Annotated in this window: 19 protein-coding genes; 12 read left to right on the top strand and 7 right to left on the bottom strand. The window is 64.9% G+C overall.

What is annotated here, in order from left to right; translation table 11 throughout:
- Window positions 1–46: 46 nt before the first annotated feature.
- Window positions 47–274: a DUF1150 domain-containing protein gene (locus PARACOCCUSGL_RS0102830; RefSeq protein ID WP_010392836.1), complete on the bottom strand. Its 228-nt coding sequence runs from the start codon at window positions 272–274 to the stop codon at window positions 47–49.
- Between the two features lie 13 nt (window positions 275–287).
- A complete protein-coding gene (locus PARACOCCUSGL_RS0102825; RefSeq protein WP_010392833.1) occupies window positions 288–698 on the bottom strand; it encodes an Hsp20 family protein in 411 nt (136 codons plus the stop codon).
- A gap of 187 nt (window positions 699–885) precedes the next feature.
- Between PARACOCCUSGL_RS0102825 and PARACOCCUSGL_RS0102820 the strand changes: the two genes are divergently transcribed.
- The 3 genes from PARACOCCUSGL_RS0102820 to PARACOCCUSGL_RS0102810 are packed head-to-tail and all read left to right on the top strand — an operon-like array spanning window position 886 to window position 2690.
- Complete coding sequence (locus PARACOCCUSGL_RS0102820) at window positions 886–1104, top strand: YdcH family protein (RefSeq protein ID WP_010392831.1); 219 nt, start codon at window positions 886–888, stop codon at window positions 1102–1104.
- Window positions 1105–1156: 52 nt separating this feature from the next.
- Window positions 1157–1654, top strand: a complete 498-nt coding sequence (gene purE, locus PARACOCCUSGL_RS0102815) for a 5-(carboxyamino)imidazole ribonucleotide mutase (RefSeq protein WP_010392829.1) — start codon at window positions 1157–1159, stop codon at window positions 1652–1654.
- Window positions 1647–2690, top strand: coding sequence for a 5-(carboxyamino)imidazole ribonucleotide synthase (locus PARACOCCUSGL_RS0102810; RefSeq protein WP_010392827.1), 1044 nt, complete (start codon window positions 1647–1649; stop codon window positions 2688–2690). The genes purE and PARACOCCUSGL_RS0102810 overlap by 8 nt, the downstream gene beginning before the upstream one ends.
- Here PARACOCCUSGL_RS0102810 and cobD read toward each other — a convergent pair.
- Entirely contained in the window at window positions 2674–3636 is a 963-nt protein-coding gene (gene cobD, locus PARACOCCUSGL_RS0102805) for a threonine-phosphate decarboxylase CobD (protein WP_010392825.1), read from the bottom strand. The two genes, PARACOCCUSGL_RS0102810 and cobD, sit on opposite strands and share 17 nt — an antisense overlap.
- Before the next feature lie 227 nt (window positions 3637–3863).
- Here cobD and PARACOCCUSGL_RS0102800 point away from each other — a divergent pair, with 227 nt between their 5' ends.
- The 7 genes from PARACOCCUSGL_RS0102800 to PARACOCCUSGL_RS0102770 all read left to right on the top strand — a co-directional run bounded on the left by PARACOCCUSGL_RS0102800 (window position 3864) and on the right by PARACOCCUSGL_RS0102770 (window position 10032).
- Window positions 3864–4364: a YbjN domain-containing protein gene (locus PARACOCCUSGL_RS0102800; RefSeq protein ID WP_010392823.1), complete on the top strand. Its 501-nt coding sequence runs from the start codon at window positions 3864–3866 to the stop codon at window positions 4362–4364.
- 182 nt (window positions 4365–4546) lie between these two features.
- Complete coding sequence (gene proC, locus PARACOCCUSGL_RS0102795; protein ID WP_010392821.1) at window positions 4547–5353, top strand: pyrroline-5-carboxylate reductase; 807 nt, start codon at window positions 4547–4549, stop codon at window positions 5351–5353.
- Window positions 5350–5697, top strand: coding sequence for a tRNA-binding protein (locus PARACOCCUSGL_RS0102790; protein ID WP_010392819.1), 348 nt, complete (start codon window positions 5350–5352; stop codon window positions 5695–5697). The genes proC and PARACOCCUSGL_RS0102790 overlap by 4 nt, the downstream gene beginning before the upstream one ends.
- Window positions 5697–6647, top strand: a complete 951-nt coding sequence (locus tag PARACOCCUSGL_RS0102785; RefSeq protein WP_010392818.1) for a D-glycerate dehydrogenase — start codon at window positions 5697–5699, stop codon at window positions 6645–6647. Before PARACOCCUSGL_RS0102790 ends, PARACOCCUSGL_RS0102785 begins: the two co-directional genes overlap by 1 nt.
- Window positions 6647–7882 carry a glycerate kinase gene (locus tag PARACOCCUSGL_RS0102780; protein WP_010392816.1) on the top strand — a complete coding sequence of 412 codons (1236 nt, stop codon included), beginning with the start codon at window positions 6647–6649 and terminating at the stop codon, window positions 7880–7882. The genes PARACOCCUSGL_RS0102785 and PARACOCCUSGL_RS0102780 overlap by 1 nt, the downstream gene beginning before the upstream one ends.
- Before the next feature lie 52 nt (window positions 7883–7934).
- Window positions 7935–8894: a magnesium transporter CorA family protein gene (locus PARACOCCUSGL_RS0102775; protein ID WP_010392814.1), complete on the top strand. Its 960-nt coding sequence runs from the start codon at window positions 7935–7937 to the stop codon at window positions 8892–8894.
- A gap of 91 nt (window positions 8895–8985) precedes the next feature.
- On the top strand, window positions 8986–10032 hold the full coding sequence (locus tag PARACOCCUSGL_RS0102770; protein ID WP_029371390.1) for a DUF475 domain-containing protein: 1047 nt from the start codon (window positions 8986–8988) through the stop codon (window positions 10030–10032).
- Between the two features lie 56 nt (window positions 10033–10088).
- Here the strand turns inward: PARACOCCUSGL_RS0102770 and PARACOCCUSGL_RS0102765 are convergent, their stop codons facing one another.
- The 4 genes from PARACOCCUSGL_RS0102765 to cobS all read right to left on the bottom strand — a co-directional run bounded on the left by PARACOCCUSGL_RS0102765 (window position 10089) and on the right by cobS (window position 16404).
- Window positions 10089–11906 (bottom strand): aminopeptidase P family protein, encoded by a 1818-nt coding sequence (locus PARACOCCUSGL_RS0102765; RefSeq protein WP_010392810.1) that lies wholly within the window; start codon window positions 11904–11906, stop codon window positions 10089–10091.
- Window positions 11907–11937: 31 nt separating this feature from the next.
- The gene (epsE, locus tag PARACOCCUSGL_RS0102760) at window positions 11938–13191 is read right to left on the bottom strand and encodes an exopolysaccharide biosynthesis GT4 family glycosyltransferase EpsE (RefSeq protein WP_010392806.1); all 1254 of its coding nucleotides are present in this window, start codon (window positions 13189–13191) and stop codon (window positions 11938–11940) included.
- Window positions 13192–13289: 98 nt separating this feature from the next.
- The gene (gene cobT, locus PARACOCCUSGL_RS0102755) at window positions 13290–15152 is read right to left on the bottom strand and encodes a cobaltochelatase subunit CobT (protein WP_010392802.1); all 1863 of its coding nucleotides are present in this window, start codon (window positions 15150–15152) and stop codon (window positions 13290–13292) included.
- Window positions 15153–15429: 277 nt separating this feature from the next.
- Window positions 15430–16404: a cobaltochelatase subunit CobS gene (gene cobS / locus PARACOCCUSGL_RS0102750; RefSeq protein ID WP_010392801.1), complete on the bottom strand. Its 975-nt coding sequence runs from the start codon at window positions 16402–16404 to the stop codon at window positions 15430–15432.
- 142 nt (window positions 16405–16546) lie between these two features.
- Here cobS and PARACOCCUSGL_RS0102745 point away from each other — a divergent pair, with 142 nt between their 5' ends.
- Together PARACOCCUSGL_RS0102745 and PARACOCCUSGL_RS0102740 are read left to right on the top strand one after the other, a co-directional pair.
- Window positions 16547–17509 carry a DUF808 domain-containing protein gene (locus tag PARACOCCUSGL_RS0102745; RefSeq protein ID WP_010392798.1) on the top strand — a complete coding sequence of 321 codons (963 nt, stop codon included), beginning with the start codon at window positions 16547–16549 and terminating at the stop codon, window positions 17507–17509.
- A gap of 68 nt (window positions 17510–17577) precedes the next feature.
- The gene (locus PARACOCCUSGL_RS0102740; protein ID WP_010392796.1) at window positions 17578–18957 is read left to right on the top strand and encodes an FAD-binding oxidoreductase; all 1380 of its coding nucleotides are present in this window, start codon (window positions 17578–17580) and stop codon (window positions 18955–18957) included.
- The last annotated feature ends 30 nt before the right edge of the window (window positions 18958–18987 follow it).

The following is an 18987-nucleotide window of genomic DNA, read 5'->3' as shown; positions in this document are numbered from 1 at the left end:
CCGCCGCCCGAAGCAATGCGACGGCGCCGGTTCTGATGGCCCGGGGTCAGTGCACGCTGACCGGGGTCAGTTCATTCTGGCGGGCCAGAAGAAAGGCGAGGCTGCGATCCTTGACCAGTGCCAGCCGTTCTCCGTCCGCGCCATGTACGGCGTAAAGCGCATCCGCGCCGGGCACCTGACGGCGAACCTCATCCGGCAGCGTGTCCATGGCGACACGGCGGATATAGACGATGTTGCCCGCGTTCTCTGAGCCGAAATCAAACTTCTCGTTCATTTGCGATCCCCTTTCATTTGCGGCTGATCGGTATCGTCTGCACGATGCTGTCCGGGACAGAGCGGCGCAGGTCGATGTTCAGAAGCCCGTTTTCCAACCCCGCCGAGACCACCTCGACCCCATCGGCCAGCACAAAGCTGCGCTGGAAGGCGCGGGCGGCAATGCCCCGGTGCAGGAACACGCGGCCCTCTTCGGTCTCTGCCTGACGGCCGCGAATCACCAGCTGGCGGTCCTCCAGCGTGATCGACAGATCGTCGTCGGAAAAGCCCGCCACGGCCAGCGTGATACGGAAGCCGTTCGGCCCCTGATGTTCAATATTGTAGGGCGGATAGCCCTCGGCGCCCTTGGCTGCCCTTTCCGCCAGACGCTCCAGCTGGTCAAACCCCAGCAGGAACGGATGAGCGGCCAGACTGATCTTGGTCATCCCCAAGCCCTTTGCATCAAAGCGACTGTCGGCCGGACCCCGGAAGTGGCGATCCGACAAGATCAATATGTGAACGCGCGCGACGCTGCGCAAGATGCAGGTGGCGTGTTGGCGCTGGAACGGCAAGGCCCATTAACACTGCGTTCGCACTGGGTTATAACCGCATCAGTCCAGCCCGAGGCACGACATGAACGCCCAATACGAGATGTCCCCCGAAGAGATCACCCGCGCCAGGCTGGAAGTGCTGCGGCGCGAACATCGGGATCTGGACGAGGCGATCGCGGCGCTGGCCAGCCAGAGCCTGACCCATTCGCTGACCCTGCAGCGGCTGAAAAAGCAAAAGCTCGCGCTCAAGGACCGCATTGCCCGGCTTGAGGACGAACTGACCCCTGACATTATCGCCTGATTGCATGATGCAGCCCGTCGCGTTAGGGCGGGGCGCAAAAGGGGATCGAGCCATGGATAAAGCCGCCGCAAAACCGGTCGGGATCATCATGGGCAGCCAGTCCGACTGGCCGACCATGCGCGAGGCCGCCACGATTCTGGACGAACTGGGCATCAGTTACGAGACGCGCATCGTCAGCGCCCATCGCACGCCGGACCGGCTGTGGGACTATGGTAAGACCGCCGTTGCGCGCGGGCTTAAGGTCATCATCGCCGGGGCGGGCGGTGCTGCGCATTTGCCGGGCATGATGGCCAGCAAGACGCGGGTGCCGGTGATCGGCGTGCCGGTCCAGACCCGGGCGCTGTCGGGTGTCGATTCGCTTTATTCGATCCTGCAGATGCCCAAGGGCTATCCGGTCGCCACTATGGCTATCGGCGCGGCGGGCGCAGCTAATGCCGGGCTGATGGCGGCGGGGATTCTGGCGATCTCTGACCCCGATCTGGCGGCGCGGCTCGACGCATGGCGGCAGGCCCTGTCCGATTCCATCCCCGAGGAGCCCAAGGATGAGTGAACTGAAACCCGGCGCCACCATCGGTATTCTTGGCGGCGGGCAGTTGGGCCGCATGCTGTCGGTCGCGGCAAGTCGTCTTGGTTACCGCTGCCATGTCTATGAGCCGGGTGCCGCTCCGGCCGGGGATGTCGCCCATCAGCTGACGACCGCCCCTTACGAGGATCACGAGGCCCTGCGCGCCTTTGCCGAATCGGTCGACGTGATCACCTATGAGTTTGAGAATGTGCCGACAGCGGCGCTGGATCTGCTTGAGGCCTTGCGCCCGATCCGGCCCAATCGCCGCGCGCTTGCCATCTCGCAGGACCGGCTTGGCGAAAAAGACTTTCTGACCGGCATCGGCCTGCGCACCGCGCCCTATCGCAATGTCGAGACCGAGGCCGATCTGCCCGAGGCGCTTGCCGCCCTTGGCGCGCCCTCGATCCTCAAGACCCGGCGGCTGGGTTATGACGGCAAGGGGCAGATCCGCTTTTCGGATGCCGGACAGCGCGACTGGACCGGCGCGCCCTCGGTGCTTGAAGGTTTTGTCGATTTTTCGGCCGAGATCAGCGTCATCGTGGCGCGGGGCGCGGATGGCCAGGTGTCGGCCTATGATCCGGGGCTGAACGTGCATCGTGAAGGCATCCTGCGCACGACCACCGTGCCTTGCGGTTTACCAGCCGGTCTTTTGACCGACGCGGTGCTGATCGCCGGTCGTATCGTCAATGCGCTGGACTATATCGGCGTCATGGGGGTCGAGCTGTTCGTCACCAGGACCGGACTGATCGTGAACGAGATTGCGCCGCGCGTCCATAACTCGGGCCACTGGACCCAGGCTGGTTGCGCCGTCGATCAGTTCGAACAGCACATCCGCGCTGTTGCTGGCCTGCCTTTGGGCGATGGTCAGCGTTATGCGGATGTCGAGATGGAGAACCTGATCGGCGACGATGTCCTGCGTATCCCCGAACTGTTGAAACAGCCGCGCACGCAGGTCCATCTTTACGGCAAGGGCGAGGCTCGCCCCGGCCGCAAGATGGGTCATGTCAACCGGCTGATTTAAGGGCTTCGGCCAGGCGGTCGAATTCCTGCCGGTTACCGGGTACGCCCAGACGCAGCCAGTGCGGATGCCAGGGAAAGATGCGGCTCCAGATCCCGGCGCGGGCCAGAAGGTCGCGTGCCGTTTCTGCATCGGGCGTTTCATATAGCCGGAAAAGATGCGTGCCGCCGGCCAGAGACCAGTGCGGCGTGACGATCCGGTCAAGATACAGCGCGGCCTCGGCCAGCCAGACTACCGTATCATCGGCCCATGCCACATCTGCGAGTGCCTGGGTGCCGATCTCGATCGCCGGACCGCCGACTGACCATGGACCGGCCCGCTCGGCCAGCCTGGCAAGCAGATCGGGCGTGGCCAGCGCAAAGCCAAGGCGCAGACCGGCCAGCCCCCAGAACTTGCCAAAACTGCGCAGCACGGTGACGTTTTCGGGCCGCTGTCCCGCCACCGACAGATCAGGGCGCGGATCGGCAAAGCTTTCATCGACGACCAGATGACCAACCGTTGCGGCGATGTCGGCGATCCGGGCGGGGGTGAACTCGCGGCCATCGGGGTTGTTTGGGTTCACGATCACCGCCAGATCGGCCCCGGTCAGGGCGGCGGGGTCATTGGGCTCGGTGACCTCCCAGCCTGCGGCGCGCAGGCTTGCGGCATGTTCGTTATAGGTCGGGGACAGCACTGAGGCCCGCCGCCCAGTCAGCACATGCGGCAATAGCTGGATCGCGGCCGAGGCCCCGGCCAGTGGCAGGACCTGATCCGGGTCGCAGCCGAATCGCTGCGCTGCGACCCGGGTCAGCCGGGCGTTATCGGCGCGTGTCGGCAGTGCTGTCAGGGCATGCGGGGACAGCGGCGCGGGCTGCCATGGGCGGCGGTTGATTCCTGTGGACAGGTCGATCAGATCCGCCCGTCCGGAATGGTATGCCGCCTTGTCGATATCGCCGCCGTGATCGCGCATTGGGCAAATCCTCCTGTCAGCGTCCTTGAAGCCGGGCAAAGGCGGCTGGTCAAGCGCGGGCAGGGCAACTGTCGTCAACCAGTAACGGAATTTTCGCTTTACAGCCTCATGGAACCATCACACGATATGTTGTAGGCACACTGCGGCGATTATGCCGGGTGTAGTCTGGGCCACCAAGGGTTGGGGTTTGACCTTGCCCCGATCTCAGACAGGCAGGGGGACAGGATATGGCACAGCTGGACTTCATCCATAGCGATGACATCCATCCCATCGACATCGTGGAAACCGTTGCGGCGCATCATGAGTGGGATTTTGACCGTCTGGCCGAGGATCAGATCGCCATGGCGGTCGAGGGGCAATGGCGTACCTACTCGATCACACTGGCATGGTCGCCGCGCGAAGAGGTGCTGCGGCTGATCTGCACCTTTGACATGGACCCTCCGGCGGGCAAGCTGCCGGCGCTTTACGAGGTGCTGAACCTCGCCAATGATCAGGTCTGGGATGGCGGCTTTACCTTTTGGGCGCAGCAAAAACTGATGGTCTGGCGTTATGGTCTGGTCCTGTCAGGAGAGGCGATTGCCGCCCCCTCGCAGATCGATCAGATGATCGGCAATGCCATTCTGGCCTGCGAGCGATTCTATCCCTGCTTCCAGCTTGCCTGCTGGGGCGACGCCTCGCCCGAAGCTGCAATGGGCATCGCCATTTCCGAGGCTTACGGCCACGCCTGATCCCCATGGGATCTGATCGGTCGGGCTGCCTGCCTCTGGCCCGACCTTCCTTGCCCGGCAAAGATCGCGGCCTTTCGCTTCCGCCTTTCCGTGGGTAAATCTGTGTGCAAGGGTGCGAGGGCATCGGCGTCGGAGATCCCGGCGCGCTGATGCAAGGACATGTAAGAGGGCAGGCATAGGCAATGACGGAACTATCGGCGTTGAACGGGCGCGGTCTGGTGCTGGTCGGCTGCGGCCGGATGGGCAGCGCGCTGCTGCAAGGCTGGCTGAAACAGGGGCTTGCAGCCTCGGCGGTGCATGTGATTGACCCCAACCCCCGGCCCGAACTGTCGGCGTTGGGTATTTCCGTCAACGGCGCGCTGCCGGCTGATCCTGCTGTTCTGGTGATCGCCGTCAAGCCGCAGATGATGGCCGACGTCCTGCCCCGGCTGGCAGTCGGGGAATCGACGCTGGTGGTCTCGGTCGCGGCGGGGGTGACACTTGCGGCTTATGAGCGCGCCTTTCCTGCTGCGCCGATCGTGCGCGCCATGCCGAACACTCCGGCCGCCATCGGTCAGGGCGTCAGCGCCATCATCGGCAATGCCAAGGCCGGTGCGGCCGAGCTTGAGCTGGCAGAGGCACTGATGAGTGCCGTTGGCCGCGTCGTGCGCCTGGAATCCGAGGGGCAGATGGATGCGGTCACTGCGCTGTCGGGTTCTGGTCCTGCCTATGTCTTTCATATGATCGAGGCGATGGCCGCGGCGGGCGAGGCAGAGGGGCTGCCCCCGGCGCTGGCGCTGGAGCTGGCGCGGGCAACCGTGGCCGGCGCAGGCGCACTGGCCGTTCATGAGGATGAGGACCCGGCGCGGCTGCGCGAGGCCGTGACCTCGCCCGGCGGGACCACGGCGGCGGGGCTGAAAGAGCTTATGGACCCTGAAACCGGTCTGCCACCCCTGATGCGCCGCACCATCGCGGCGGCTGCCGAACGCGGGCGGGAGCTGGGCAAATGACCGGAACCGCACAGATCAGCTGGGATGATTTCGCTGCCGTTGATATCCGCGTCGGTCGCATCACCCGCGCCGAGCCGTTCCCCGAGGCGCGGCGTCCGGCGATCAAGCTATGGGTCGATTTCGGCCCCGAGATCGGAACCCGCAAAAGCTCGGCCCAGATTACCCGGCATTACACGCCCGAGGCGCTGATCGGGCGGCAGGTTCTGGCGGTCGTGAACTTCCCGCCGCGCCAGATCGGCCCCTTTATGTCCGAAGTTCTGGTTCTGGGGCTGCCCGATGATGCGGGCGAAGTCGTGCTGATCGGCCCGGATCAGGAAGTGCCGGTCGGGGGGAGGATGTATTGATGAAGCTTCTGGTGACGCGTCGCATGACGCAGGCGGCGGAACGCGCGCTTTCGGCCCGGTTCGAGACCAAGATCCTTGACCGCAAGGACGGGCTGAGCGTTCAGGAGGCTGCGCAGGCCCTTGCCGATTATGACGCGATCATGCCGACGCTGGGCGACCGCTTTACGGCCGAGGCTTTTCAGGGTCAGCCGCGCTGTCGGCTGCTGGCGAATTTCGGCGCGGGCTACAATCATATTGATGTTAAGGCGGCGGCCGACGCGGGCGTGGCGGTCACGAACACCCCCGATGCCGTAACCGAGGCGACCGCAGATATCGCCCTGACCCTGATTCTGATGACTGCGCGCCGCGCGGGCGAAGGTGAGCGGCTATTGCGCCGTGGTGAATGGGGCGGGTGGGAACCGACACAGCTGCTTGGCCGTCATGTCACCGGCTGTACCGTTGGCATCATCGGCATGGGCCGTATCGGCAAGGCCATCGCCCGGCGCTGCCATTTCGGTTTTGGCATGGAGGTGCTGTTCTACAACCGCTCGGTGGTCTCATCTCTGGACTTTCCGGCCCGGCAGGTCGACTCTCTGGATGAATTGCTGACTCAGGCAGATTTCGCCGTCGTTGCCGTGCCCGGCGGGGCAGAGACCCGTCACCTGATCACCACGCCCGAGCTTGAGCGGCTTGGCCCGCGTTCATTCCTGATCAACATCGCCCGTGGTGACGTTGTCGAAGAGGCGGCGCTTATCGACGCGCTTAGCCGGGGCCGCATCGCCGGTGCGGGGCTGGACGTCTATGAGTTCGAGCCGAAGGTCGCCCCCGAACTGATCGGGATGGAGAACGTGACATTGCTGCCCCATCTTGGCACCGCTGCCGAAGAGGTGCGCACAGCAATGGCGATGCGCGCCATGAACAACCTTGTCGCCTTTGATGAGGGTAATGCGCTGCCCGACCGGGTGAACTGATGACGCCATCGGACCGGGCCATGGCACTGATCCGCGAGGGGATCGCCGCAGCAGAGCCGGGTGCGGCTGTGGCCCGCGCCATGGCCGAGGTTCTGGCCGATCCGCCGGGGCAGGGTGGGCGCTGGCAGGTGATCGCGGTTGGCAAGGCTGCCCGTGCCATGGCAGCGGCCGCTTTGCAGGCGCTGCCGGATGCCACGGCTCTGGTCGTGACCAATGCAGGCAATGACGCGCCGCTGGACGGGGCGGTGGTGCTGCGGGCCGGTCACCCCCAGCCTGATGCCGGGGGGGCGGCCGCGGCGGATGAGGTGATCCGCAGGCTGTCTGATGCCGGGCCACAGGACCGGGTGCTGGCGCTGATCTCGGGCGGTGGCTCGGCGATGTTGCCCGCGCCGGCCGAAGGGATGAGCCTTGCTGATAAACAGGCGGTGAACCGGCTGCTGCTTGCCTCGGGCGCGGATATCTCACAGGTCAACCTGATCCGGCAGGGGCTTTCGCGGCTTAAGGGCGGTGGCTGGCTGCGGCTGTCGCGTGCGCCGGTGACTGCGCTGATCCTTTCGGACGTGCCGGGGGATGATCTGCGGGTCATTGCCTCGGGGCCGACGGTCGCCCCGGTCGGCAGCCGTGGACAGGCGGTCACGCTGGCGCAGGACCTGGGCATTTGGGATCAGATGCCCAAAGCGGCGCAAGATGCGCTGCGGCGACCCGAGGACAGGTGCGCCCTGCCGCAGGCGCGTAACATCCTTGTCGGCTCAAACGCGCTGTCGGTCGCGGCTATGGTCGGGGCGGGGGCCGATCCCGCGCCCATCCCGCTGAAAGGCGATGTGCAGGACTGCGCCGAGGCGATCTGGGCGCTGGCGGCGGATCTGTGCCCCGGTCAGGCGCTGGCCTTTGGCGGCGAGACGACGGTGCGGCTGATCGGCGACGGCATGGGCGGGCGCAATCAGGAACTGGCCCTGCGCCTTGCTCTTCTGGCCGAGGCGCGGCCTGTGCCTTTTGACTGGGCCTTTGCCTCGGTCGGCAGCGACGGGCGCGACGGCCCGGGCGAGGCGGCCGGAGGTCTGGTCGTCCCCGGCACGCCGCGGGCGATCCGGGCGGGCGGCATCGATCCGGTTGCGGCCTTGGCGCGCAACGATTCGACCCCGGCCTTGGCGGCAGGCGATGCGTTGGTGACAACCGGCGCGACGGGCACCAATGTCGCGGATCTGGCGGTGCTGGTGCGCGCAGCGGGGGCTTGACCCGGCGCGCGGGCCCTGCTCAGGCTGACGCCACAGGCCAAGGCGGAACCGCATGCTTTACAGCTATATCAGTCACGGGACCGGCCTTTTGCCGCTGCCCGAGGGGCGCCCGCTCGCGGACGCGATCTGGATTGATCTTTACCGCCCGCTGGATGCACAGGTCCGGGCGGTTTCTGACCTGGGGTACGAGATCCCGACACTTGCCGATATGGAAGAGATCGAGATCTCGAACCGGCTGTATATCGAGGGCGGGCGGCTTTACATGACCGGGGTACTGCCGGGGCAGTTGCCTGATGCAACCCCCGTCGCGATGCCGGTCACCTTTATCGTGGACGATCAGCGTCTTGTCACCGTGCGTCACCACGCGCCGCGCCCCTTTGAGACCTTTCCGGCCCGGGCCGAGCGTTCCAGCAGCGGCTGTGCCAGCGCCGAGCGCGTCCTGTTGGGCCTGATAGAAGAGATCGTCGGCAGGCTGGCCGATATCTCGGAAGGGGTGACGAAAGTGCTCGACAAAACGACATCGCAGGTGCTGACGATGAACTCTGCCAAGGCGGCCGGGCGGTTGCAGGCCGCGCTGGTCACGCTTGGCCAACAGGCTGAACTGATGAGCCGGGTGCGCATGGGTCTTTTGTCGATGGACCGCATTCTGGTCTATCACGCCAGCAACACCGCCCATCGGCCCGACAGCACCCGCATGCGCCCCCTGCATAGTGCCATTCAGCGCGACATTCAGGCGCTTGAGGTTCATGCCGATTTCCTGGGTTCGCGCATCGGCATGGTGATGGACGCGGCCATGGGCATGATCGGGCTGATGCAAAACGACCGGGTACGCATCCTGTCGGTGGTGACGGCGCTGTTTCTGCCTCCGACGCTGATCGCCAGTGTGTATGGGATGAACTTTACCCATATGTCACAGCTTGAACTGGAATGGGGCTTTCCGATGGCGCTGGGGATGATGGTTGCCTCGGCTGTCATTACCTTTCTGGTGCTGAAATGGCGCAACTGGCTTTGAGGCAGATTGGCGATGCCCGGCAGGGTTGCCTTGCCTGCCTTCGCACCTGCGCCTAAGACCGGGGCATAGGCCAAATGAAGGGGAACCGCGGATGAGATCGACGCTCAGCTACATGACCTGGCCCTTCATCCTGACAGGGGTCGGACTAGCCCTCGCCGCATTTCTGGGATGGGAGTATCACGGCACAGGCGCAGGCGCGCTGGCCTTTCTGCTGATCGCAGGGATCCTGGCGGTGCTGGAAATCTCGCTGTCTTTCGACAATGCCATCGTCAACGCCAACAAGCTGCGCGAGATGACGCCGAAGTGGCAGCACCGGTTTCTGACCTGGGGCATTGTCATCGCGGTGTTTGGTATGCGGGTGATCTTTCCGCTGTTGGTGGTGGTCATCGCCGCCCGCCTTGCCCCGTGGGAGGCGCTGCGCCTTGCCGCCACCCAGCCGCAGGAATATTCGCGTATCATCCATGAGGCGCATTTGCCCATCGCAGCCTTTGGCGGGGCTTTCCTGATGTTGGTGGCGCTGAACTATTTCTTTGATCAGGCCAAGGATGTGGACTGGATCAAAGGGGTCGAGGCCGCCTTGCGCAAACTGGGCGAGATCCGCGGCATGGAGGTCGGTTTCGTGCTGATCTGCATGTTGGTGATCGTCAGCCAGATGCCGGCGGAAAGTGAGCATACCTTTATCATCGCCGCGATCTGGGGGATAATTACCTATCTGCTGGTCGATATGCTGGGCCATGTGCTTGACAGTTGGGGGGCATCGCGCAGCCATGCCGATATGGCGCGTGGTGGCTTTGGCGCGTTCCTTTACCTTGAGGTGCTGGACGCCTCGTTCAGCTTTGACGGTGTGATCGGGGCCTTTGCGCTGACCCAGAACCTGTTTCTTATCGCTATCGGACTGGGCATCGGGGCCTTTTACGTCCGGGCCATGACGGTCATGATGGTCGAGCGCGGTACGCTATCCGCCTTTCGTTACCTTGAACACGGGGCGTTCTGGTCGATCCTTGTCCTGTCGGTGCTGATGTTCGTTCAGACGTTGCGCCCCATCCCCGAGGTGGTCACCGGGCTTTTGGGTGCAGGCTTCATCGGCATGGCTTTTCTAAGCTCGGTTGCCTGGCGCCGCCGTCACCCGCAAGACTGACCGGGCGGCGGCAAATGGGGTGGGCCTTTGTGGCCCGGCCCCCTTTCGCGCATGACTCAGACGCTGCTCCCAAGGGGGCGGGTCGCCAGAAAGAGCCAATCGCGGACCCCGCCTTCGACCAGGGGCGAGATCTTGTCCCAGACCTCGGCATGATAGGCGTCAAGCCAGGCCACCTCGGCAGGTGACAGCAGCCCCGGTTCAATCAGGCGGCGGTCGATCGGGGCAAAGGTCAGCGTTTCGAACCCCAGCATCCCGCGCCCATCGGGGCTTTGGCGGTTCTCGATCACGATCAGGTTTTCGATGCGGATGCCAAAGGCCCCTTCGCGGTAATAGCCCGGCTCGTTCGACAGGATCATGCCGGGTTGCAGCGGAATGTCCGAGATGCGCGAGATCCGCACCGGCCCCTCATGCACCGACAGGCCCGCGCCGACGCCATGGCCGGTGCCGTGGTCGTAATCCATGCCCTCGGACCATAGGGGCGCGCGGGCGAGCGCGTCGATGTGGCATCCGGCGACGCCTTTCGGGAACTGGACCTGCGAAACGGCGATCATGCCTTGCAGCACCCGTGTATAGGGGCGCCGCACTGCCGGATCGACCGGGCCCATCGGCAGGGTGCGGGTGATGTCGGTGGTGCCGTTTTCATATTGTCCGCCAGAATCGACCAGCAGTACATGGCCAGGCTCGATCCGCAGGTTGCTGTCCTGACTGACGTGGTAGTGCGGGATCGCAGCATGGGGGCCGGTCGCCGAGATGGTGTCAAAGCTGATGTCGAGGATGCCGCGCGCGGTGCGCAGTGCCTCAAGCTTTTGCGCGACGTCGATTTCGGTCAGCGGCTCGGCCCCAAGCAGCGGAGCACGGCTGTCAAGCCAGCATAGCAGTTCGGTTATTGCTGCACCGTCCTGCAGATGGGCGGCGCGCATGCCGGCAACTTCGGCCGGGTTTTTGCAGGCCTTTGGCAGGATCACCGGATCGGGTGCCTCGACGATCGGGGTCTTCATGCTTTCGATCAGCGCAAACACCCGGTCGGGCGCGCTGGCGGGATCGACCCGCACCGGCCCGGCAAGGTTGGTCAGCGCCGGCGTCAGCGCGACCAGAGGCAGGACCGAGACCTCATTGCCAAGGGCGGTCCGCACCTCGGGGCCGAATTTGGCGGGGTCGGTAAAGACGGCAACATGGCCGTTTTCCTCGATGATGGCAAAGCACTGTACCACCGGGTTCTTGGGCACGTCCGCGCCGCGGATATTAAGCAACCACGAGACCGAGTCGGGCAGGGTCAGCACTGCCGCCTGTTGCCCGGCCTTGCGCAGGGCGTCGGCGATGCGGGCGCGCTTTTCCGCCGCGGTTTCGCCTGCGACCGCGTCGGGCCATAGGCGCACCACCCCGACCGGAGGTTCGGGCTGGTCAGTCCAGATCGCATCGACCGGGTTCGTTTCCAGCGCGATCAGGGCAATGCCGGTCCCGGCAAGACCCTTTTCCATCTCGCGGATCTCGCGCCGGGTGTGCAGCCAGGGGTCATAGCCGATGCGGCCGCCTTCGGGCAGGGCCTGATGCAGCCAATCCGAGGGGCGGGTTTCCGGCCAGGGGACCGGGGTGAAATGTGCGGGATCCACCTCGGCCTTGACCTGCACCCGATAGCGGCCGTCGATGAACACGCCCGCCCGGTCGGGGGTGACGATGCAAAAGCCGGCACTACCGGTAAAGCCGGTCAGCCAGGCCAGCCGCGCATCGCGGGCTGCGACATATTCCCCCTGATGCGCATCCGCACGCGGCACCAGAAAGCCGTCGAGGTCACGCGCCGCAAGTTCGCGGCGCAAGGCTGCCAGCCGGGGCGGATGCGCGGCGGGGTTGGAATAGCTGTCATAGGTCTGGAACATGCTCGCCTCTGGCTTTCTTGTGCTTGGGATATCAGGCGCGGGTCAGCGCCTCTTTCGCGCCGGGCAGGGTGCGGGCCAACCCGTCGGCCACCGCCTCGGCACTGCGGCGATGGTGAAAATCGGTGGCGACCCGCGCGCGCGAAGCCTGTGTCAACCGCAAGGCCCTGGCAGGATCCGCGCAGAGCCGCGCGATCTCGTCAGCCATGGCCTCGGGGTGCTCGGGTGGGACAAGGATAGCGTCGCGGCCCGATGTGATCAGCTCATGATTGCCGCCGACATCGGTGACGACGACCGGCATTTCCATTGCCATCGCCTCCATGATCGCTACGGAAATCCCTTCGTTCAGGCTGGCCAGCGCAAAGATATGGGCGTTCTCAAGCCCTTCGCGCACGCGATCCTCACTGACCGCGCCCAGCAGGGTGACTGCATCGCCCAACCCCTTGGCGGCGATCAGCGCATCAAGCTGGCGGTGATAGCCCGAACCACCCTGTTCGTCCTCGCCCGCGATTTCAAGCCGGGCGTCGATACCGCGGGCGCGTAGCAGGGCGACCGTCTCGATCAGGTGGTCATGCCCCTTGATTGCGTTAAGTCGTCCGCAGCTGAAGATGCGCACTGGCCCACCCGGAGCAGGGGGCTGCCATGGTCTGCGGCGCTTGATCTGGTCCAGATTGACCCCCATCGGCGCAATCAGGATGGTCGAGGGACGGTCCGCCCCGATATCGTGTTCGGCCACGCGGGCGAGCAGTTGTGAAATGATGGTGACGAACCGTGCATGCCGCCATTTCTGGCGCTGGTTCGGGCCGTAGCCCTCTAGCGTCGGGCCGTGCAGGGTCAGGCTGTAACCCGGCCCCCCCAGCCGTTCGGCGAACATGGCGATATTGGCGCTGTCGGCGCAGCTATGGACATGGATATGGCTCCAGCCCTGTTCGCGGGCAATGCGCTTGAGCCGCGCCCCCATGCCAAGCAGTGCGAGCATCCGCAGCCGTGCCTTCAGGCCGTGCGCCTCGGCCGTAAAGGCCGCGCCAAGGCCACGTGCCCAGCCCGAGGGGCCCGAGCGCAGGAATTCCGCGATCATGCCAAGACCTTCGGCCCCAAGCGGCATCAGATAGCGGGTACGCGCCTGCGCTTCGGCCGCCCAGCTGTGCGAGGCGACGGCGCGCGGCGGCGGTCGGGTCGAGACAAGGTCGGCCTCGATCCCCAGCTCTGCCAGCGCCTGCCGTTCGCGCCACAGAAAGATATGGGTCTGGCCCGGGAACTCGGGTATGAAAAATCCGATCTTCAACACGTCGAAGCCTCTTGGCCTGCGAGGCGAAAGCGGCCCCGGCCTGACCGAACTGGTCGCATGGGAGACCGGGGCAGATCAAGCAGCCGGAAAGGACAGGATTACCCCACCCGGCGCAGGTTCATCGCGCGCGCGCGCTTTCTGGGATCGGATTCGAACAGGGCGGCAAGCTGTTCGGTCATTGCCCCGGCCAGTTGTTCGGCATCGGTGATCGTGACCGCGCGTTCGTAATAACGGGTCACGTCGTGGCCGATACCGATGGCCAAAAGCTCAACCAGCTTCTTGCGTTCGATCATCGAGATCACGTCGCGCAGGTGCTTTTCAAGAAAGTTCGCCGGGTTGACCGACAGGGTCGAGTCATCGACCGGCGCACCATCCGAAATCACCATCAGGATCTTGCGTGCCTCGGACCGGCGGGACAGGCGACGATGCGCCCACTCCAGCGCCTCGCCGTCGATGTTTTCCTTCAGCAGTCCCTCTTTCATCATCAGACCAAGGTTCGGACGCACGCGCCGCCATGGCGCATCGGCGCCCTTGTAGATAATGTGGCGCAGGTCGTTCAGCCGCCCGGGTTGGGCGGGGCGACCGGCTGCCAGCCATTTTTCACGGCTTTGCCCACCTTTCCATGCACGGGTGGTAAAGCCAAGGATCTCGACCTTGACCTGAGTGCGCTCAAGCGTGCGGGCAAGGACGTCGGCGCAGATCGCGGCAATGCTGATCGGCCGGCCCCGCATCGAGCCCGAGTTGTCCAAAAGCAGCGTCACAACGGTGTCGCGGAATTCGGTGTCCTTTTCGATCTTAAAGGACAGGGGCGTCGTCGGGTTCGCCACCACCCGGGCAAGGCGTCCGGCGTCAAGCACGCCCTCTTCCTTATCAAACTCCCAGCTGCGGTTCTGCTGTGCCTGCAGGCGGCGCTGCAACTTGTTGGCCAGCCGCGAGACCGCGCCGCGCAAGGGTTCAAGCTGTTTGTCGAGATAGGCGCGCAGCCGCTCAAGCTCGGCCGGGTCGGCCAGATCCTCGGCGCGGATCTCTTCGTCGTATTCCTGAGTATAGACTTTGTAATCCGGGCTGGCCTCGCTGACCTGAGGCGGCAGGTCGGGCGGGGTTTCGGATTCCGAGATTTCGGCGTCGTCTACCAGCTCTTCATCGGACTGGTCGTCCATACTGACCTGAGCCTGACGCTCATCCTGCGTCTGGTCCTGGGTGCGCTCGGGGCTGGCTTCGGCCTCGTCGTCCTGGTTCTGGTCGCGGGACTGGTCGTTGCCTGCTTCCTCGTCCTGTTCGGCGTTCTCGTCGGCCTCATCCTCTTCCGGTTCGTCAGGGTCCTCACCCAGCTGGTCGCCATAGCCCAAGTCGGCGATGAGCTTGCGGGAAAGACGCGCAAAGGCGGCCTGATCGGGCAGTACCTCGCCGACGTGCCCCAATTCGCTGCCGGCCTGTTCCTCGATAAAGGGGCGCCACAGGTCCGCGACATGCTGCGCGGCCGGGGGCAGGGGGCGACCGGTTGCGATCTGGCGCAGGATATAGCCCGCCGCGACGGCCAAAGGCGCATCGGCCGGGGCCTTGATCTGGCCATAGCCCTTGCGCTCGGCCTCTTGCCCCAGCTTGGCGTCGATATTGGACAGCGCGCCCGGCATGTCGCGCGCGCCCAATGCCTCGCAGCGCACCGTTTCCATCGCCTCATAGAGGTCGCGCGCCATCGGTCCGGCGGGGGCGTATTTCGCGTGGGTTGCGGGATCGTGGTGACGCAGTTTCATCGCCAGTGCATCGGCGGTACCACGCGCCAGCAATACCTCGTCCCGGGTCATGCGGCGGCTGACCTGAGGCAGGCGCATCGTGTCGCCTGCCACCCCCGCAGGATCGGCGGTGAAGGTCACGTTCAGCTCGCGCTCTTCGGCAAGGGCGCGGGTGGCCTCGGTCAGGGCCTTCTTGAACGGATCGGCGGGGTTGTCGGATTTTTTCATCGGATGTTCCAGAAACCTGCTTTGGCCGCCATCACAGCATATCCCCTGCCGCCAGCAATGAAAGGCGGGAAGGGACAGCTTTCATTTCACGCAGGCCCTTGGCCGCAGGGCCCAGGGGCCCGTGCGGCACTGGTCCTGTGGTCCGCAAGCGGTCCTTGGGCGGGGGGTTGCAAAGGGGCCGTTTGGGTTCGGGCAGGATGGCCGGACATTCCCGCTACGTTCCTGCCCGGCGTTTCCCGGAGCAGGGCCGTGGCGGAAAAGCCTGTCGCCCGCCGCATCACCCGGCCTTGACTGCCGCGCTTTCCGGCAGTTCCTCGTCGAACAGGCGCTGGTAGAACTCGGCCACCGTCTGGCGCTCGAGTTCGTCGCATTTGTTGAGGAAGGTCAGCCGGAAAGCATAGCCCACATTGTCGCCAAAGATGCGCGCGTTCTGCGCCCAGGAAATCACCGTGCGCGGGCTCATCACCGTCGACAGGTCGCCCTGCATGAAGGCCGTCCGCGTCAGGTCGGCCAGCGCGACCATCTGGCTGATCTGCTTGCGGCCCTTTTCGGTGTTGTATGTCGGGTTCTTGGCCAGAACGATCGCGGCCTCGGCGTCGTGGCTGAGATAGTTCAGCGTCGTCACGAGGTTCCAGCGGTCCATCTGGCCCTGGTTGATCTGCTGGGTGCCGTGATAAAGGCCGGTCGTGTCGCCCAGACCCACCGTGTTTGCCGTGGCAAACAGGCGGAAATAGGGGTTCGGTGTGATGACCTCGTTCTGGTCAAGCAGCGTCAGCTTGCCATCCGCCTCCAGCACGCGCTGGATCACGAACATCACATCGGCGCGGCCTGCGTCGTATTCGTCAAAGACGATGGCGGTCGGGTTGCGCAGCGCCCAGGGCAGAATGCCTTCGTGAAAAACGGTGACCTGCTTGCCATCGACCAGCTTGATCGCGTCCTTGCCGATCAGGTCGATCCGGCTGACGTGGCTGTCAAGGTTCACGCGCACGCAAGGCCAGTTCAGCCGTGCCGCCACCTGCTCGATATGGGTCGATTTGCCGGTGCCGTGATAGCCTTGGATCATGACCCGGCGGTTGTAGGCAAAGCCGGCCAGGATCGCCAGGGTCGTGTCGGGGTCGAACTTGTAGGTCGGGTCGACATCGGGCACGCGGTCGGATCGTTCGGCAAAGCCCTTGATCTTCATGTCGCTGTCTAGGCCGAAGACCTCGCGCAGGTCGATGTCCTCGGTCGGTTTCGCGTTCTGATCAAGCATTGGGCGGCCCTTTCGATTCTTCTGTGCTTGATGAATGATTCCCCGCGCAGGTGCAAGCCGGACAAGGGCTTAAGGGTGAATTGCGCACAAGTGCGGCGCCCCGTAAGCTGTCCCTCCGGAAAGCTGGAACAGGACGGGTTGCATGAGCGGATTGCTGGCGCTGCTGGATGACGTCGCGGGGATCGCCAAGATCGCCGCTGCCTCGATCGACGATGTGGCCGGTCAGGCGGTCAAGGCGGGCAGCAAGGCCGCCGGAGCGGTGATCGACGACGCGGCGGTGACACCGAAATACGTGCACGGCTTTTCCGCCGCGCGCGAAGTGCCGATCGTGATGAAGATTGCGCGCGGATCACTGTTCAACAAGCTGGTGATCCTGCTGCCGATTGCGCTGTTGTTGTCGGCCTTTGCGCCATGGGCAATCTCGCCCCTGCTGATGATCGGCGGCGCGTATCTGTGCTTTGAGGGGGCTGAAAAGATCGTTCACGCCCTTGGCCGTCACGGGGCCGGGGACGCGCATCTTGCCGTCACCGAGGGCGGCGGCGCCGGTCTGGAAGAAGAGCGGGTGCGCGGCGCGATCAAGACGGATTTCATTCTGTCGGCCGAGATCATGACCATTGCCCTTGCCGCCATCCCGAACGGAGACCCGATCTGGATGAAGGCGCTGATTCTTGCCATGGTTGCCGTGGGCATCACGCTGGCTGTCTATGGTTTCGTCGCGCTGATCGTTAAGGCGGATGATTTCGGCCTTCACCTGAATGAGCGGGGTGGGGTCTTGGGTGCGCTGGGGCGCGGCATCGTCCATGTCATGCCGGGTTTCATGAAGGCTCTGACCATCGTCGGCACTGCCGCGATGATCTGGGTCGGCGGCCAGATCGTCATTCACGGGCTGCATGAGCTGGGCCAGCACCAGCCCTATGAATGGATCCATCGCATGGCCGAGGCCGCTGCCCATGCCGCCCCAGCCGCGCCGGGCCTTGTCGGCTGGGTCACCACGGCCTTTTTCGATGGCGTTTTCGGCGTCATTCTGGGGCTGATCCTTATTCCCGTCGCGCATTACCTCGTTACCCCGGTGATCGAGGCGGTCAGGCGCGCGCTTGGCGCCTGACCTCTCTGGCTTGCTCTTGTCTGGGTCACGGGTCTATTTCCGTGCAATGCCAATTCAGGAGGACTGCCATGCCGATTCCCGCCCCGGCGCTTGAGGCGCTTTCCGCGCTTTTGGGCGCGCGTCTGTCCACCAGCGGTGCCGACCGCGATCTGCATGCCCAGTCCGAGACTTTTCACCGCGCGCCGCCCCCTGATGCCGTAGCATGGCCGCTGTCGACCGGCGAGGTCTCGCGCATCGCTGCGATCTGCCGTGCCCATCACGTGCCGATGATCGGCTGGGGCACCGGAACCTCGCTTGAGGGGCAGGCGCTGGCTCCGCAAGGGGGACTGGTGATCGACCTGTCCAAGATGGATCGGGTGCTGGAAATCCGGGCCGAGGACATGCAGGTTTCGGTTCAGCCCGGTTGCACGCGTGAGGCGCTGAACACCGAACTGCGCGCGACGGGGCTGTTCTTTCCGGTCGATCCCGGCGCCAACGCCTCGCTGGGCGGGATGGCCGCGACGCGGGCCTCGGGCACCACGGCGGTGCGCTATGGCACCATGCGCGACAACGTGCTGGGGCTTGAGGTGGTGCTGGCCGACGGGCAGGTGATCCGCACCGGCACCCGGGCGGCGAAATCCAGCGCGGGTTATGATCTGACGGCGCTGTTTGTCGGCTCGGAAGGTACGTTGGGGATCATCACTGAACTGACGCTGCGCCTGCATGGCCAGCCCGAAGAGGTCGCCGCGGCGGTCTGCGGTTTCCCGACGCTGGAACAGGCGGTGGAATGCGTCACTGCAACGATCCAGTCCGGCATCCCGATGGCGCGGATCGAGTTCGTTGATGCCGATGTCGTACGTGCCTTCAACAATGTTTCCGGCGCGCAGATGCACGAAGGGCCGCATTTGATGGTCGAGTTTCACGGCTCTCCGGCCTCGGTCAAGGGCGATGCCGAGGCTTTTGGCGCGCTGGCGGCCGAATTCGGCGGTACCGGCTTTGACTGGGCAACCACGCCCGAGGCACGCGCCGCGCTGTGGAAGATGCGGCATAACACCTATCGTTCCTGTCTTGCCTTGCGTCCGGGGGCAACTGCGGTTGTGACCGACGTTTGCGTGCCAATGTCGCATCTGCCTGCTGCCGTGGCTGCGGCGGCCGAGGATATCCGCGCCGAGGGTCTGCTTGGTCCCATCGTCGGCCATGTCGGCGACGGCAATTTCCACGCCCAGATCCTTGTGATGCCGGGTGATGAGGCCGAACTGGCGGCCGCGAAACGCGTTGCTACCCGCATGGCCGAGCGCGCGATCGGGGTCGGTGGGACCATCACCGGCGAGCATGGTGTCGGTATCGGCAAAAAGCCCCTGATGCCCGCCCAGCACGGCCCGGCCATCGCTGTCATGGCGGCAATCAAGCAGGCGCTTGACCCCGAGGGCGTGCTGAACCCCGGCAAGCTGGTTCCGCAGATGGGTTAAGGGCGCTGCCCCAAGCCAGCTGCAAGGGAG

Source organism: Paracoccus sp. TRP (assembly GCF_000185925.1).
Taxonomy (GTDB): Bacteria; Pseudomonadota; Alphaproteobacteria; order Rhodobacterales; family Rhodobacteraceae; genus Paracoccus; species Paracoccus kondratievae.
Note: the sequence above shows the minus strand (reverse complement) of the source record. Positions and strands in the feature narration are given on the sequence as shown.

Coding starts and splice junctions, on each gene's coding strand:
- PARACOCCUSGL_RS0102830 (WP_010392836.1), bottom strand. CDS start 274: ATGAACGAGAAGTTTGATTTCGGCTCAGAGAACGCGGGCAACATCGTC.
- PARACOCCUSGL_RS0102825 (WP_010392833.1), bottom strand. CDS start 698: ATGACCAAGATCAGTCTGGCCGCTCATCCGTTCCTGCTGGGGTTTGAC.
- cobT (WP_010392802.1), bottom strand. CDS start 15,152: ATGAAAAAATCCGACAACCCCGCCGATCCGTTCAAGAAGGCCCTGACC.
- PARACOCCUSGL_RS0102785 (WP_010392818.1), top strand. CDS start 5,697: ATGAAGCTTCTGGTGACGCGTCGCATGACGCAGGCGGCGGAACGCGCG.
- PARACOCCUSGL_RS0102775 (WP_010392814.1), top strand. CDS start 7,935: ATGCTTTACAGCTATATCAGTCACGGGACCGGCCTTTTGCCGCTGCCC.
- cobS (WP_010392801.1), bottom strand. CDS start 16,404: ATGCTTGATCAGAACGCGAAACCGACCGAGGACATCGACCTGCGCGAG.
- PARACOCCUSGL_RS0102800 (WP_010392823.1), top strand. CDS start 3,864: ATGGCACAGCTGGACTTCATCCATAGCGATGACATCCATCCCATCGAC.
- PARACOCCUSGL_RS0102780 (WP_010392816.1), top strand. CDS start 6,647: ATGACGCCATCGGACCGGGCCATGGCACTGATCCGCGAGGGGATCGCC.
- PARACOCCUSGL_RS0102740 (WP_010392796.1), top strand. CDS start 17,578: ATGCCGATTCCCGCCCCGGCGCTTGAGGCGCTTTCCGCGCTTTTGGGC.
- PARACOCCUSGL_RS0102820 (WP_010392831.1), top strand. CDS start 886: ATGAACGCCCAATACGAGATGTCCCCCGAAGAGATCACCCGCGCCAGG.
- cobD (WP_010392825.1), bottom strand. CDS start 3,636: ATGCGCGATCACGGCGGCGATATCGACAAGGCGGCATACCATTCCGGA.
- PARACOCCUSGL_RS0102765 (WP_010392810.1), bottom strand. CDS start 11,906: ATGTTCCAGACCTATGACAGCTATTCCAACCCCGCCGCGCATCCGCCC.
- PARACOCCUSGL_RS0102770 (WP_029371390.1), top strand. CDS start 8,986: ATGAGATCGACGCTCAGCTACATGACCTGGCCCTTCATCCTGACAGGG.
- proC (WP_010392821.1), top strand. CDS start 4,547: ATGACGGAACTATCGGCGTTGAACGGGCGCGGTCTGGTGCTGGTCGGC.
- PARACOCCUSGL_RS0102810 (WP_010392827.1), top strand. CDS start 1,647: ATGAGTGAACTGAAACCCGGCGCCACCATCGGTATTCTTGGCGGCGGG.
- PARACOCCUSGL_RS0102790 (WP_010392819.1), top strand. CDS start 5,350: ATGACCGGAACCGCACAGATCAGCTGGGATGATTTCGCTGCCGTTGAT.
- PARACOCCUSGL_RS0102745 (WP_010392798.1), top strand. CDS start 16,547: ATGAGCGGATTGCTGGCGCTGCTGGATGACGTCGCGGGGATCGCCAAG.
- purE (WP_010392829.1), top strand. CDS start 1,157: ATGGATAAAGCCGCCGCAAAACCGGTCGGGATCATCATGGGCAGCCAG.